Here is a 13,241-nt window from a genome sequence, read left to right as displayed (position 1 = left end):
ACGCACTGGACACCCGCGACCCGCTCGACACCCGCGACGCACTCGGCACCCGCGACCCGCTCGACGCACTCGGCACCGAGGACGGGCCGCGGACCGCCCGCCACCTCGTCTCCATGGACGACCTCTCCGACGCCGAGCTGCGCCGGATCGTCCGCCGCGGCGCCGAGTTCTCGGCCGGCACCGCCGGCCGGTCGGACGCGCTGGACGGCCTGGTCGCCGGGATCTACTTCGCCAAGACCTCCACCCGCACCCGGACCGCCTTCTCCTCGGGGGCGCTGCGGCTCGGCGCGCGGATCATCGCCTACGGGCCCGGCGACCTCCAGCTCAACACCGGCGAGACCACCGAGGACACCGGACGGGTGCTCTCCGGGATGCTGGACGTGCTCGTCGCCCGCACCGCCGGCCCGGAGGCGGAGCTGCGCGGCTGGGCCGCCCAGGACCGGATGGCCGTCGTCAACGCGATGAGCGCCGAGGAGCACCCGACGCAGGCCCTGACCGACCTCACCACCCTGCTGCGGCACTTCAGCCGCATCGAGGGGCTGCGGATCCTGTACGTCGGCGAGGGCAACAACACCGCGGCGGCCCTGGCCCTGGCGCTGACCCGGTTCCCCTCCGTGCACCTGGAACTGCGGACCCCGCCCGGGTACGGCCTGCCGGCGCCGGTGGCGGCCCGGGCGCAGGCCCAGGCCGAGCGGTACGGGTCGGTGCTGCGGGAGCGGCACGACATGGACGCGCTGCCGGCGGAGTACGACGTCGTGTACACCACCCGCTGGCAGACGACGGGCACGTCGAAGCCGGACCCGGACTGGCGGGAGGTCTTCGCCCCGTTCCAGGTCACGGCCCGGCTGTGGGACGGCGGCTCCCGGGCGGTGTTCATGCACGACCTGCCGGCGCACCGCGGCGAGGAGGTCACGGCCGAGGTCCTGGACGGCCCGCGGAGCATCGCCTTCGCCCAGGCGACGAACAAGATGCACAGCGCGATGGCGGTCCTGGAGCACGCCGCCGGCCGGCCCGGCCGGACCGCCCGGTGACCCCGCCGCCGAAGGCCGCCACGGACCCGGCCGCCCTCCCGTGGCTCCTGTCCGACGCGGAACCCCGACCCGCGGCGGGGCCCGCGCCGCAGCCCGCGTCCGTGCCCGAAGCGCAGCCCGCCGCGGCGACCCCGGCCGCTGCCCCGGCCGAGGTGGTGCCCGCCGCCGCGGCCGGGGAGGGGGAGGCCGCCGAGGGGACCGCGGTGCAGCCGGCGGGCGACACCGCAGCCGGGGCGGTGCCGTTGCGGCGGAACAGGGACTTCGGGCTGCTGTGGGGCGGGGCCGGGCTGTCGCTGCTGGCCGGGCGGGCCACGGCCGTCGCCTACCCGCTGACCGTGCTGTGGGTCACGGGCTCGCCCGGTGACGCCGGCCTGGTCGGCACCGCCCTGCTGCTGCCGCAGCTGCTCGTACAGCTGCCCGGCGGGGCGCTCGTCGACCGGTGGGACCGCCGCCGGATCATGCTCGGCGCCGGCCTCGGCCAGGCGTTCGTCGCCGGCGCCGTGGCCGCCCTGCTGCTCAGCGGACACGTCTGGCTGTGGGCCCTGTTCGCCGCCGCCTTCGTGGAGGGCACCCTCGGGGTGCTGCACCAGCTCGCCGAGCGGGCCGCCGTCCCGGCGGTGGTCCCCGCGGAGCAGCTGCCCGCCGCCCTCACCGGCAACGAGGCCCGCACCCGTGGCGCGGCCATCGCCGGCCAGCCGCTCGGCAGCGGCCTGGTCGCCCTGGGGGGCGCCTTCCCGTACCTCGCCGCACTGGTCGGCCAACTGGCCTCCACCGCCCTGCTGTTCGGCGTCCGCGGCAAGCTCCAGACCGCCCGTACCGGGCCCCGTCCCGACCTCCTCGCCGAGGTGCGCGAGGGCCTGGCCTGGATGTGGCGCCAGCGCTTCCTGCGGGCGGTCATGGCCGCCGTCGCCGTCTCCAACGTCCTCTTCCAGGGCCTCAACCTGGCCGTGATGACCGGCATCCAGGAGAACCGCGGCTCGCAGTTCGAGATCGGCCTCGTGCTGTCCCTCAGCGGGGCCGGCGGGCTGGTCGGCGCCCTCTCCGGCGGCTGGTGGACCAGACGCTTCCGGCTGCGCGCCCTCGTCCTCGGCGGGCTGCTGGCCTGGACCGCGCTGATGGTGCCCGTCGCGTTCCTGCGCGAACCGGCGGCCCTCGGCGCCCTGTTCGCCGCCAGTGGGTACGTCGGCGGCGTCTTCAACGTCGCCGGCGGGGTCTTCCTCGTCCGCGTCGCCCCGGACCGGATGCGGGGGAGGGCCAACTCCCTCGCCATGCTGGTCGGTTCCGGCGCCATGGCGGCCGGTCCCGTGGCCACCGGCTTCGCCCTGGAGGCCTTCGGGCCCACCCGTACCGTGCTCGGCCTGAGCGCCGCCATGGGCCTGACCGCACTCGTGGCGCTGCTCTCGCCCGCCCTGCGCCGCAACCCGCTCGACGAGCCCGCCGGGGCCCCCGCGGAACTGCCCGCCGGGGCCGCCGCGGAACTGCCCGCCGGGGCCGCCGGAAGCTCCTCCACGCATCGCCCCTGAGCTGCGGTTTCGCGCGTATAGAGCACTGATAGCGCGCCACGGAAGAGTTCACCTCACCGCACCGTCGCACTTCGCGCCCAGCCCCCTCCCAAGGAGAACGACCATGCCGCTCAACTCCCCGGACCGCAGGACCGTCCTGCGCACCGCGCTCGGCGTCGCCGGAGCCGCCGCCACCGTCACCCTCGTGGGGGCGGTCCCCGCCGCCGCCCACGGCCGGCGCCCCAAGCTCCCCCCGGTCGAGGGCATGGTCGGCGACCGCTGGGCGAACGAGTTCTGGTACGACTACGACGAAATGTCCTACTACAACCCGACCGAGGAGCTGAAGGCCGCGGTCGGCGCGATCACCGCCCCGTTCGGCGGGTTCACGAAGTCGTACGACGCCTGGGCCGCGACCCGCAAGGGCGGCCGCTACCCGCGCAGCTGGATGGAGCTCATCGAGCCCCGCCGCGCCGAGTTCGAGCTGCTCTCCCGCGCCCAGCGGGCCGTGTACGACAAGTGGTACGGCCGCGACCCGAAGGGCCTGGTCTTCGCCTTCCAGGAGTTCGGCCAGGGCACTCTCTTCGACCCGCGCCGCCCGGCCGGCAACAAGGTCCACATGATGAACTACACGCCGCCGTCGGCGACGCACGCCTACCACCGCTGGCACCCCTACCTGCAGTCCTTCCAGCTCCTCGGCATCGACCGGCAGTTCTGGGCGCACATCAACCGCCTCGTCGGGGCCGCCTGGGAGATCCAGTCCATCGCCCAGCCGGTGACCGACCGCAACGACAACAAGCACCTGCCGAAGCACGTCGTCCGCAAGGTCACCGCCAAGTGGCTGTGCCGCTCCAACGAGCGCATGAACCAGGCCTTCGACGTCTGGCCGTACCCGGTCGACATGGGCAAGTAGGCCCGTCCGTCGGTCCGCCCCGTCCCTCGCGCACCCCACGTCCCGTACCCCTCAGGAGGATTGGCCCACCATGCGAGACACGACCGGATCCGCATCCCGCATCGGCGTCTGGATGGTCGGCGCGCGAGGCTCGGTCGCCACGGCGGCCGTCGCCGGCGCGGCGGCCGTCGTCGCGGGTGCCGCCTCCCCCGTCGGATGCGTGACGGAAACCCCCGCGTTCCGCGGCGCGTCCCTCCCGGCCCTCGCCGACCTCGTGTTCGGCGGACACGACGTCGTCGGCACCCCGCTGTCGGCGAGGGCCCGGCAGCTCGCCGCGGCCGGTGTGCTGCCCGCCGCGGTCCTGCCCGCGCTGGACGCCCCGCTGGCCGCCGCCGAGCTGGAGCTGCGCGACGGCTCGCTGCGGCCCGGCGAGACCCAGGTCGAAGCCGCCGCCCGCCTCGCCGACGACATGGCCGCCTTCCGTGACCGGCACCGGCTGGAGCAGGTCGTCGTCGTCAACGTCTCCTCCACGGAGCCGCTGCCCGAACCCGACCCCGCCCACCTGGACCTGGCCGCCTTCGAGGCGGCCCTCGCCGCCGGCTCGCTCACCCTCCCGGCCAGCTCCCTGTACGCGTACGCCGCCTTCACCGCCGGCTGCTCCTACGTCAACTTCACCCCCTCCGCCGGCGCCTGTCTGCCCGCCCTGGAGGAGCTGGCCCGGCTGCGCGGCGTCCCGCACGCGGGCCGCGACGGCAAGACCGGCGAAACCCTCGTCAAGAGCGCCCTCGCCCCGATGTTCACCCAGCGCGCGCTGCGCCTGCGCTCCTGGTCCGGCACCAACCTGCTGGGCGGCGGCGACGGCGCCACCCTCGCCGACCCCGCGGCCGCCCGCTCCAAGACCGAGTCCAAGCAGCGCAGCCTGGAGGAGACCGTCGGCCACGCCGTCGAGGGCCAGGTGCACATCGACAACGTCCCCGAGATGGGGGAGTGGAAGACCGCCTGGGACCACATCTCCTTCGAGGGCTTCCTCGGCGTGCGGATGACCATGCAGTTCACCTGGCAGGGCTGCGACTCGGCGCTGGCCGCCCCGCTGGTCCTGGACCTCGTACGGCTGACGGCCCTCGCCGGCCGGCGGGGCGAGTCCGGCGCCCTGCCCGCCCTCGGCTTCTTCTTCAAGGACCCGGCCGGCTCCGCCGAGCACAACCTGACCCTCCAGTACGAGGCCCTCACCGCCTGGGCGGCCGGCACCGCCCCCGCCCCCGCCGCCGCGGGCCACGGCTCCCCGCACGCACCGGGAGCCCGTCCGTGAGCACCGCCCAGCGCATCCCGCGCGCGGTCCGAGCAGCCGCCGCCCGCACCGCCCGCACCGCCCGCACCGCCCGTGCCGCCCGTGCCGCCCGCGCGGACGGGGCCGGCCCGGCGGTGCCGCTGCACCTTCCGCCCTTCCCCGGACGGGCGCTGCGGGCCCGCCGCACCCTGCGCGCCTACGCCGAACTGGTCCGGGCCCCCGCCGCCGCCACCGTCCCCGGCGACGTCCTCGCCGGGGCGCTCGCCTCCGGGCGGGGCGCCGGGCCGCGCACCCTCGGCCTCGCCGGCTCCTCCGTCTGCCTGTACTGGGCGGGCATGGCCCTCAACGACTGGGCCGACCGGGAGCTCGACGCCGTGGAACGCCCCGAACGCCCCCTGCCCTCCGGCCGGATCCGGCCCGGCGCCGCCCTCGCGGCCGCGGCCGGCCTGACCGCCGCCGGGCTAGGCCTCGCCGCCCTCGCCGGCGGGCGGCGGACCGTACTGCGGCGCACCCTGCCGCTGGCGGCCGCCGTGTGGGCCTACGACCTCGGCGCCAAGCAGACCCCGCTGGGCCCGGCCGTCATGGCCGCCGCCCGCGCCCTGGACGTCCTGCACGGCACCGGGCCCGGCCCGGCCCGGCCCGCCCTCGGTCCGGCCGCCGCGGTCGGGGCGCACACCCTGGCCCTGACCCGGTTCAGCCGGCACGAGGTCGCCGGGGCCCCGCCCCACGAGGCGGCCCTGACCCTCGCGGCCTCCGCCGCGGCGGCCGCCGCCACCCTCACCCGCAGCCGCAGCCGCACCCGCACCCGCAGTGCCGCCGTGGGCGCCGCCACCGTGATGCGCCCCGGAGGGACCGCCCGTCCCCTCGGCTTCCGCGCCGCGGCCGGCGGCACCGCACGGACCGCCCGGGTCGCCCGGGGGGCCGCGCTCGCCGTGTACGCGGCCGGCTACGGGCCCGCCCTCGCCCGGGCGGTGCGCCACCCCGCCGCCCCCGAGGTGCGGCGGGCCGTCGGCGCCGGGATCCACGCCCTGCTCCCACTGCAGGCCGCCCTCGCCGCCCGCGCCGGGGCCCCCGGCCTCGCCGTGCCGCTCGCCGCAGCCCTGCCGCTCGTCCGCAGACTCGCCCGGAAGGTGTCCTCGACATGACCGCCACGCACCGGCCCCGGCCGGGCCCGCGCACGGGCTTCCCGCAGCTCGCGAGCCCGCTCGTGGCCGCCTTCCCGCCCGGCGCCGGGCCGGACACCGGCCGCACGGACCGTACGGACCCGGGCGACCGGGCCGATCGGTCGGGACACGCCGCCGCCGGGGGCCGGACGTGAACACCACCGCCGCGGGCCCGGCGCCCCGCTTCTCGTACGGCACCAACGGCCTCGCCGACCACCGGCTCGGCGACGCCCTGCGGATGCTCGCCGACCTGGGCTACGAGGGCGTCGCGCTCACCCTCGACCACCACCACCTCGACCCGTACGCCCCCGACCTCGCCGCCCGCGTCGACGGCGTCCGGCGGGCCCTCGCCGCCACCGGCCTGGCCGTGGTCGTCGAGACCGGCGCCCGCTACCTCCTCGACCCCCGCCGCAAGCACCGCCCCACCCTGCTGTCCGCCCGGCCCGAGGAGCGCGCCCTGCGGGCCGACCTGCTGCGCCGGGCCGTCGGGATCGGCGCCGAACTGGGCGCCGGGGCCGTCCACTTCTGGAGCGGCACCCCCGACCCGGCCACCACCCCCGAGCAGGCCTGGCAGCGGCTGGTCGACGGCTGCGCCGACACCGTCGCGCACGCCGACGCCGCCGGGATCGACCTCGCCTTCGAGCCGGAGCCGGGCATGCTCGTCGCCGACCTGGCCGGCTACCGCCGGCTGCTGGACGACCTGGGCCGGCCCGACCGCTTCCGGCTCACCCTGGACCTCGGCCACTGCCGCTGCCTGGAGCCGTTGCCCGTCGCCGACTGCGTGGAGCTCGCCGCGGACCGGCTCGCCCACGTCCAGATCGAGGACATGCGCCGCGGCGTCCACGAGCACCTGCCCTTCGGCGAGGGCGAGATCGACTTCCCGCCGGTGCTGGGGGCCCTCGCCCGCACCGGCTACCGCGGGCTCGTCTCCGTGGAACTCCCGCGCCACAGCCACGCCGCGGCCGACGTCGCCCGCCACAGCATCGCCTTCCTGCACGCGGCGGCTGCCGCCGCGGCACGCCAGGAGAAGGAGGCCGTACCGCAATGACCACCGCCCCCGCCCTCACCCGGCCCGCCCCCGGGGCGCCCCCCGACGCCCCGCCCGCCCCCGCCCCGCCCGGGTCCGTACCCGCCGACGCCTGCGTCCACGACGCCCTCACCCTGCGCACCCTGGAGGAGTCCCTGCGCTCCGCCCTGGCCCAGCAGCACCGGACCCGGCTCGCCGCCGGCCTCGCCGCCGTCGCCGCCGGCGGCCCCCGCGCCCTGGACCGCCGCTTCCCCGCCGCCGGCCGCGACCACGGCCGCGGACCCCTGCCCGGCTGGGCCGGCTGGAGCGTCGAGGACGCCGTACGCACCCTCCTGCTGCGCGCACTGAACCGGTACGGGACCACCGGCGCGGCCCTGGCCGCCGAAGCCGCCGAGCGGTACGCCCACGGGGACGCCGCCGAGCGGCGCGGGGTGCTGCGCGCCCTGCCGTTCCTGCCGGTCGGCGACCGCGCCGTGCACCTCACCGACGACGCCGTCCGCACCAACGACAACCGGCTGGTCGCGGCCGCGCTCGGCCCGTACGCCCGCGCCCACCTCGACCAGTACCGCTGGCGGCAGGCCGTCCTCAAGTGCCTGTTCACCGGCATCCCACTGGCCCGGGTGTCCGGACTGCACGAGCGCCGCGACGCCGAACTGGCCCGGATGGCCCGCGCCTTCGCGACCGAGCGCCGCGCCGCCGGCCGCCCCGTCCCCGCCGACCTGTGGGTCGTAGCGACCCTCGACCACTGACCCGACGACGAACCCCTCCCGGAGCCCGGCCATGCGCATCTTCGACCCGCACATCCACATGACGTCCCGGACCACGGACGACTACCGAGCGATGTACGCCGCCGGCGTCCGCGCCCTGGTCGAGCCCGCGTTCTGGCTGGGTCAGCCACGCACCTCCCCGGGGAGCTTCACCGACTACTTCGACGCACTGCTCGGCTGGGAGCCGTACCGGGCCGCCCAGTTCGGGATCGCCCACCACTGCACGATCGGCCTCAACCCCAAGGAGGCCAACGACCCGCGCTGCACCCCCGTCCTGGACCTGCTGCCCCGCTACCTCGCCAAGGACGGGGTCGTCGCCGTCGGCGAGATCGGCTACGACACCGTCACCGAGGCCGAGGACCACGCCTTCGCCGTCCAGCTCGGCCTGGCCGTCGAGTTCGGCCTGCCCGCCCTCGTGCACACCCCGCACCGCGACAAGGCCGGCGGCACCGCCCGCTCCCTCGCCGTCGTCCGCGAGTCGGGCATCGACCCGGCCATGGTCGTCCTGGACCACCTCAACGAGGTCACCGTCGCCGAGGTCCACGACTCCGGCTGCTGGATGGGCTTCTCCGTCTACCCCGACACCAAGATGACCCCGGACCGGATGGTCGCCATCCTCAAGGAGCACGGCACCGAGCGGATGCTCGTCAACTCCGCCGCCGACTGGGGCCACAGCGACCCGCTCCTCACCCGCGCCACCGGCGAGGCCATGCTCGCCGCCGGCTTCGACGAGGACGACGTCGACCGGGTGCTGTGGCGCAACCCGGTCGACTTCTACGGCCGGTCCGGCCGCCTCGGCCTCGACGGAGACGGAGCGCCACGATCCGTTCAGGGCGACGCGCAGGCCGCGGGCCTGTACGCCGGCAACTCCATCGCCCGCGGCGGGAACTGACCGGAGCCGGGGGACCCCACATGCGCTTCCGCCACCGCGACGGCACCGCCGTCCACCTCGCCTACTGCACCAACGTGCACCCCGCCGAAACCCTGGAGGGCATCACCGCCCAGCTCACCACCTACGCCGAACCCGTCCGCAAGGCCGCCGACGAGCCGGTCATCGGCCTCGGCCTGTGGCTGCCCCAGGACGCGGCCGCCGTCCTCGCCGCCGACCCGGCCGCCGTCGCCGCCCTGCGCCGCGAGCTCACCGCCCGCGGCCTGGAGACCGTCACCCTCAACGGCTTCCCGTACCGCGGCTTCCACGCGCCCGTCGTCAAGCGGGCCGTGTACTACCCCGACTGGTCCGAGCCCGCCCGCCTGGAGTACACCCTCAACCTGGCCCGCATCCTGGCCCGGCTGCTGCCCGCCGACGCCGAGCGCGGCTCGGTCTCCACCCTGCCCCTGGCCTGGCGCACGGCCTGGTCGCGGACCCGCAAGGCCGCCGCCATGCGCCAGCTGGACGCGCTCGCCGCCGGGCTGCGCCGGATCGAGGCCGAGACCGGCCGGGTCATCCGGGTCGCCGTGGAGCCCGAGCCCGGCTGCGTCGCCGAGACCACCGAACAGGCCGTCCGGCTGCTCGCCGACGCCGACCACGACCGGATCGGGCTCTGCCTGGACGTCTGCCACCTCGCCGTCGCCCACGAGGACCCCGGCACCGCCGTGGCCCGGCTGCTGACCGCCGGACTCCCGGTGGTCAAGGTCCAGGCGTCGAGCGCCCTGGAGGCCGCCGACCCGGCCGACCCGAAGGTGCGCGACGCCCTCGCCCCCTTCGCGGAGCCCAGGTTCCTGCACCAGACCCGGGAGGCGGCCCCTGCCGGAGCCGCCCTGCTCGGCTCCGACGACCTCGGGCCGGCGCTCGCCGGGGCGCTGCCCGGCCGGGCGCCCTGGCGGATCCACTACCACGTGCCGCTGCACGAGGAGCCGGCCCCGCCGCTCGCCTCGACCGGGCCGGTGCTGCGCGAGACCCTGCGGACCCTGTTCGGCGGGGACCACGCCGTCACCGACCACATCGAAGTGGAGACGTACACCTGGTCCGTGCTGCCCGAGGGCAGCCGCCCGGTGGGCGCCGCGGGCCTGGCCCGCGGGATCGCCGCCGAACTGTCCTGGACCGGCCGCGAGCTGACCCGCCTCGGCCTGACCCCGGCCGCGCCCGATCCCGGCGCGGCCGACCGGCACATCCCGTGGGGAGAGGACGCCGCCCCGTGACGCCGATCGCCCTCGTGATCACGGCCGGCCAGAGCGCCGCCCGGCCCGCCGCCGGCCGCCCCGTCCCCGCCCGGCCCGCCGCCGCCCCGCCCGCCGCCGCTGCGCCCGCCACACCCGCCGCGCCCGTTCCGGCGGGGGCCGATGAGGGCCCGGCCGGCCCGGACCCCCACGCCCCCGGCCCCCACGCCCCCGACCGCCCCGCAATCCCCGCCACGACCCCCGCCACCCGGAAGGAGCCCCGCGCATGACCGGATCCACCACCCGGCAGGGAACCCGCAAGGTGGCCGTCCTGTGCACCGTCGGACTCACGCCCCGCCTGCTGCCCCACATGCCGAACCTGCGGGCCGTCGGCGAGCAGGGCTTCACCGCCCCCCTCGACACCGTCTTCCCCGCCGTCACCGCCACCGTCCAGGCCACCCTCACCACCGGCCTGATGCCCCGCGCGCACGGAGCCGTCGGGAACGGCTGGTACTTCCGCGACCACGGCGAAGTGATGATGTGGCGCCAGCACAACGCCCTGGTGCAGGGGGAGAAGGTCTGGCAGGCCGCCCGCCGCCGGGACCCCGACCACACCACCGCCTACCTGTGCTGGTGGTGGGCGATGGGCGCGGACGTCGACACCGTCCTGACCCCCCGCCCCGTCTACCACTACGACGGCCGCAAGGCCCCCGACTGCTACACCGTCCCCGCCGCCCTCCGCGACGAACTGACCGACCTCCAGGGCGAGTTCCCCCTCTTCCAGTACTGGGGCCCGACCGCCTCGCTCACCTCGACGCGGTGGATCGCCGGCGCCGCCCGGCACGTCGCCGACACCCGCGACCCGGACCTGTCGTTCATCTACGTCCCGCACCTCGACTACGACCTCCAACGGTTCGGCCCCGACGGCCCGCAGGCCGTCCGGGCCGCCCGCGAGGCCGACGCCGCCCTCGGCCCGCTCCTCGCCGAGCTGCGCGAGCGCGGCACCACGATCGTCGCGCTCAGCGAGTACGGCATCTCCCCGGTCAGCCGGCCCGTGGACATCAACCGCGCGCTGCGCCGCGAGGGCCTGCTGTCGGTCTACCGCCAGCGCGGGATGGAGTACCTCGACCCGTACGCCTCCAGGGCGTTCGCCGTGGCCGACCACCAGGCGGCCCACGTGTACGTGGCCGACCCGTACGACATCCCGCGCGTGCGCGACGCACTGAAGGCGCTCGACGGCGTCGACGAGGTCTGGGACCGGACCCAGCAGGCCGCCTACGGCATCGACCACCCCAACGCGGGCGAGCTCGTCGCCGTCTGCGAGCCCGACGCCTGGTTCACGTACTACTACTGGCTCGACGACCGCCACGCGCCCGACTTCGCACGGGGCGTCGAGATCCACCGCAAGCCCGGCTACGACCCGGCCGAACTGTTCTTCGACCCCGCCGACCCGGCGGCCAAGGCGAAGGCGGCCCTGGCCGTGCTGAAGAAGAAGGCCGGCCTGCGGGCACCGCTCCAGGTGGTGCCCCTGGACCCCGGCTGCGTCCGCGGCAGCCACGGCCGGCTGCCCGGGGACGACCGCGACGGGCCGCTCCTGCTGTGCTCCGACCCCGGACAGGAACGGGCCCGCTACCACGCCACCGAGGTCAAGGACCTGCTCCTGCGCCTCGGCGGACTGACCTGACGACGCCCCTCCGAAGGGGGAGAGGAGGAACCCGATGACCAGTCAGCTGCTCGCGGCGCCGGGCGTGCGCGTGCCGGCACCGGCCGCACGGGAGGCGGCCCGGCTCAAGGAGACCGGCGAGGCCCACGTGTGGTGGTGGCCGCTGGGGGACCGGGTCGACCAGGACGACTTCGACCTGCTCGACGAGGTCGAACAGGTCCGCGCCCGCCGCTACCGCGCCGAGCGGGACGCCGCCGCGTTCGTCCGCACCCGGGCCGGTGCCCGCCGCGCCATCGGCGAGCTGCTCGGCGTCGACGCCCGTACGGTGGCCCTCGGCCGCCGGGTCTGCCCCGGCTGCGGGGACCTGGAGCACGGCCCGCCGGCCGTGGCCGACCCGGCCGTCGGGCTCGCCGTGAGCCTGACCCGGACCAACGGGTGCGGGGTGCTGGGGCTGCACGCGGGGGACTGGATCGGCGTGGACATCGAGGCCCTGCGGCCCGTCGAATCCGGCTCGCTGGCCGACGTCGTCCTCGCCCCCGCCGAGTACGCGTACATCATGTCGCTGCCCGCCGGACCGGAGCGGACCGCCGCCTTCCACCGGGTGTGGACGCGCAAGGAGGCCGTGCTCAAGGGGGTCGGGCTGGGCCTGCTCGGCATCGACCTGAACGCCCTCGACGTCACCCCGGGCGTGCCCGGACCGGTCGAGGTGGTGCACGGCTACCAGGGCGAGGTGACCCGCTGGCAGGTCGACGACCTCGACCTCGACGGCAACTGGTCCGCCTCCCTGGCCCGCCCGCTGGACGGCTCCCCCCTCGGCCCCATCCACCGCCACCGCCCCTGACCCCCCACCCGGGCCCCGGCCCCGCGGGCAGGTCCGACCTCGCCGGCGTTCGAGGCGCGGGGTCCGGGGCGGCGCCCCGAAACGCCCTGCGCGGCCGCGCCGCTCCGCCCCGCCCGACCGCCCTCCCACCCCCGGAGCACCCCATGGCCCGCACCACCACCCGCACGGCACCACAGCCCCCCGCCGGCGCGCCGGCACAGCCCGACCCGACCGCGGCCGCCCGGCCGGGGCCCCCGCACACGCCCGCCCCCGGCGCCCGCGCCGTCTCCGCCGGGCTGGCCTGCGTCGGCGTGCTGTTGGCGGTCGGCGCGCTCGCCGGGGGCGCCCTCCAGGAGTTCCTGGACCGCATGGCCGGGGTCTTCGCGCTCGTCGCGCTCTCCTGCTCCGTGATGCTCGGCCTCGCCACCGTCTTCCGGGACGTGCTGGCCCCCGCCCGCCGGCAGCTCGCGCAGCAGCTGCACCGGGCCGCCGCCGTCGCCGGGGTCGGCTTCCTCCTGGTCCACATCGGGGTCAAGGTCGGCGCGGACCGGGTCACCGCGGTCCAGGCCGCCCTCGGCTTCGGCAGCGGCAGCCTGCTCGTCGACCTCGGCACCCTCGCCGCGCAGCTGTTCGTCCTGGCCCTGATCACCGGCCTGTGGCGCGGCGTGTTCGCCACCCGCCGCTGGATCCGCCCCTTCCGCGTCCTGCACGGTCTGGCGTACGCCGGCTGGCTCGCCGGCCTCGTGCACGGACTCGGCGCGGGCCGCGCTCCCGCCCTCTGGGTCGTCATCGTGTACGGCCTGTGCGCGGCGGCCACCGCCGCGGCACTGGTCCACCGCTGGACCCGTACCCGTACCCGTACCCGTACCCGTACCCGTACCGGGAACAGGACGCGACGCAGCGGCCGGCAACCGGACTGACACGTGCGACCACCGCGTTGCGGCCGAAGGCGCCCCCCCGTCGGGCCGGACGCGGTGCCCCCGCCCGACCGCGG

Annotated in this window: 14 protein-coding genes; all 14 read left to right on the top strand. The window is 76.9% G+C overall.

The window, feature by feature from the left end:
• Positions 1-113: 113 nt before the first annotated feature.
• Positions 114-1,031, top strand: a complete 918-nt coding sequence (locus tag ACFVGY_RS05190) for an ornithine carbamoyltransferase (RefSeq protein ID WP_385671568.1) — start codon at positions 114-116, stop codon at positions 1,029-1,031.
• Positions 1,028-2,554: an MFS transporter gene (locus tag ACFVGY_RS05185; protein WP_385671222.1), complete on the top strand. Its 1,527-nt coding sequence runs from the start codon at positions 1,028-1,030 to the stop codon at positions 2,552-2,554. Before ACFVGY_RS05190 ends, ACFVGY_RS05185 begins: the two co-directional genes overlap by 4 nt.
• Before the next feature lie 103 nt (positions 2,555-2,657).
• Entirely contained in the window at positions 2,658-3,443 is a 786-nt protein-coding gene (locus tag ACFVGY_RS05180; RefSeq protein ID WP_385671219.1) for a Tat pathway signal sequence domain protein, read from the top strand.
• Positions 3,444-3,513: 70 nt separating this feature from the next.
• Positions 3,514-4,731: an inositol-3-phosphate synthase gene (locus ACFVGY_RS05175; protein ID WP_385671216.1), complete on the top strand. Its 1,218-nt coding sequence runs from the start codon at positions 3,514-3,516 to the stop codon at positions 4,729-4,731.
• A gap of 119 nt (positions 4,732-4,850) precedes the next feature.
• Positions 4,851-5,855 carry an SCO3242 family prenyltransferase gene (locus ACFVGY_RS05170; protein ID WP_385671565.1) on the top strand — a complete coding sequence of 335 codons (1,005 nt, stop codon included), beginning with the start codon at positions 4,851-4,853 and terminating at the stop codon, positions 5,853-5,855.
• The gene (locus ACFVGY_RS05165) at positions 5,852-6,028 is read left to right on the top strand and encodes a hypothetical protein (protein WP_385671213.1); all 177 of its coding nucleotides are present in this window, start codon (positions 5,852-5,854) and stop codon (positions 6,026-6,028) included. Before ACFVGY_RS05170 ends, ACFVGY_RS05165 begins: the two co-directional genes overlap by 4 nt.
• Positions 6,025-6,921: a sugar phosphate isomerase/epimerase family protein gene (locus ACFVGY_RS05160; RefSeq protein WP_385671211.1), complete on the top strand. Its 897-nt coding sequence runs from the start codon at positions 6,025-6,027 to the stop codon at positions 6,919-6,921. Before ACFVGY_RS05165 ends, ACFVGY_RS05160 begins: the two co-directional genes overlap by 4 nt.
• A complete protein-coding gene (locus tag ACFVGY_RS05155; protein WP_385671208.1) occupies positions 6,918-7,649 on the top strand; it encodes an EboA domain-containing protein in 732 nt (243 codons plus the stop codon). Before ACFVGY_RS05160 ends, ACFVGY_RS05155 begins: the two co-directional genes overlap by 4 nt.
• 31 nt (positions 7,650-7,680) lie before the next feature.
• Complete coding sequence (locus ACFVGY_RS05150) at positions 7,681-8,559, top strand: TatD family hydrolase (protein WP_385671205.1); 879 nt, start codon at positions 7,681-7,683, stop codon at positions 8,557-8,559.
• Between the two features lie 20 nt (positions 8,560-8,579).
• Positions 8,580-9,806: a metabolite traffic protein EboE gene (eboE, locus tag ACFVGY_RS05145; RefSeq protein ID WP_385671202.1), complete on the top strand. Its 1,227-nt coding sequence runs from the start codon at positions 8,580-8,582 to the stop codon at positions 9,804-9,806.
• On the top strand, positions 9,803-10,054 hold the full coding sequence (locus tag ACFVGY_RS05140; protein ID WP_385671199.1) for a hypothetical protein: 252 nt from the start codon (positions 9,803-9,805) through the stop codon (positions 10,052-10,054). Before eboE ends, ACFVGY_RS05140 begins: the two co-directional genes overlap by 4 nt.
• Positions 10,051-11,448 carry an alkaline phosphatase family protein gene (locus tag ACFVGY_RS05135; protein WP_385671196.1) on the top strand — a complete coding sequence of 466 codons (1,398 nt, stop codon included), beginning with the start codon at positions 10,051-10,053 and terminating at the stop codon, positions 11,446-11,448. Before ACFVGY_RS05140 ends, ACFVGY_RS05135 begins: the two co-directional genes overlap by 4 nt.
• 34 nt (positions 11,449-11,482) lie before the next feature.
• Positions 11,483-12,268 (top strand): 4'-phosphopantetheinyl transferase superfamily protein, encoded by a 786-nt coding sequence (locus tag ACFVGY_RS05130; RefSeq protein ID WP_385671193.1) that lies wholly within the window; start codon positions 11,483-11,485, stop codon positions 12,266-12,268.
• 143 nt (positions 12,269-12,411) lie between these two features.
• Complete coding sequence (locus ACFVGY_RS05125; RefSeq protein ID WP_385671190.1) at positions 12,412-13,167, top strand: hypothetical protein; 756 nt, start codon at positions 12,412-12,414, stop codon at positions 13,165-13,167.
• The last annotated feature ends 74 nt before the right edge of the window (positions 13,168-13,241 follow it).

This window comes from Streptomyces sp. NPDC127106 (genome assembly GCF_042677605.1).
GTDB lineage: Bacteria > Actinomycetota > Actinomycetes > Streptomycetales > Streptomycetaceae > Streptomyces.
The sequence above is the reverse complement of the archived record's forward strand: the minus strand, read 5'-3'. Positions and strand labels throughout refer to the sequence as shown.

Coding starts and splice junctions, on each gene's coding strand:
- ACFVGY_RS05130 (WP_385671193.1), top strand. CDS start 11,483: ATGACCAGTCAGCTGCTCGCGGCGCCGGGCGTGCGCGTGCCGGCACCG.
- ACFVGY_RS05165 (WP_385671213.1), top strand. CDS start 5,852: ATGACCGCCACGCACCGGCCCCGGCCGGGCCCGCGCACGGGCTTCCCG.
- ACFVGY_RS05175 (WP_385671216.1), top strand. CDS start 3,514: ATGCGAGACACGACCGGATCCGCATCCCGCATCGGCGTCTGGATGGTC.
- ACFVGY_RS05135 (WP_385671196.1), top strand. CDS start 10,051: ATGACCGGATCCACCACCCGGCAGGGAACCCGCAAGGTGGCCGTCCTG.
- ACFVGY_RS05180 (WP_385671219.1), top strand. CDS start 2,658: ATGCCGCTCAACTCCCCGGACCGCAGGACCGTCCTGCGCACCGCGCTC.
- eboE (WP_385671202.1), top strand. CDS start 8,580: ATGCGCTTCCGCCACCGCGACGGCACCGCCGTCCACCTCGCCTACTGC.
- ACFVGY_RS05150 (WP_385671205.1), top strand. CDS start 7,681: ATGCGCATCTTCGACCCGCACATCCACATGACGTCCCGGACCACGGAC.
- ACFVGY_RS05125 (WP_385671190.1), top strand. CDS start 12,412: ATGGCCCGCACCACCACCCGCACGGCACCACAGCCCCCCGCCGGCGCG.
- ACFVGY_RS05190 (WP_385671568.1), top strand. CDS start 114: ATGGACGACCTCTCCGACGCCGAGCTGCGCCGGATCGTCCGCCGCGGC.
- ACFVGY_RS05155 (WP_385671208.1), top strand. CDS start 6,918: ATGACCACCGCCCCCGCCCTCACCCGGCCCGCCCCCGGGGCGCCCCCC.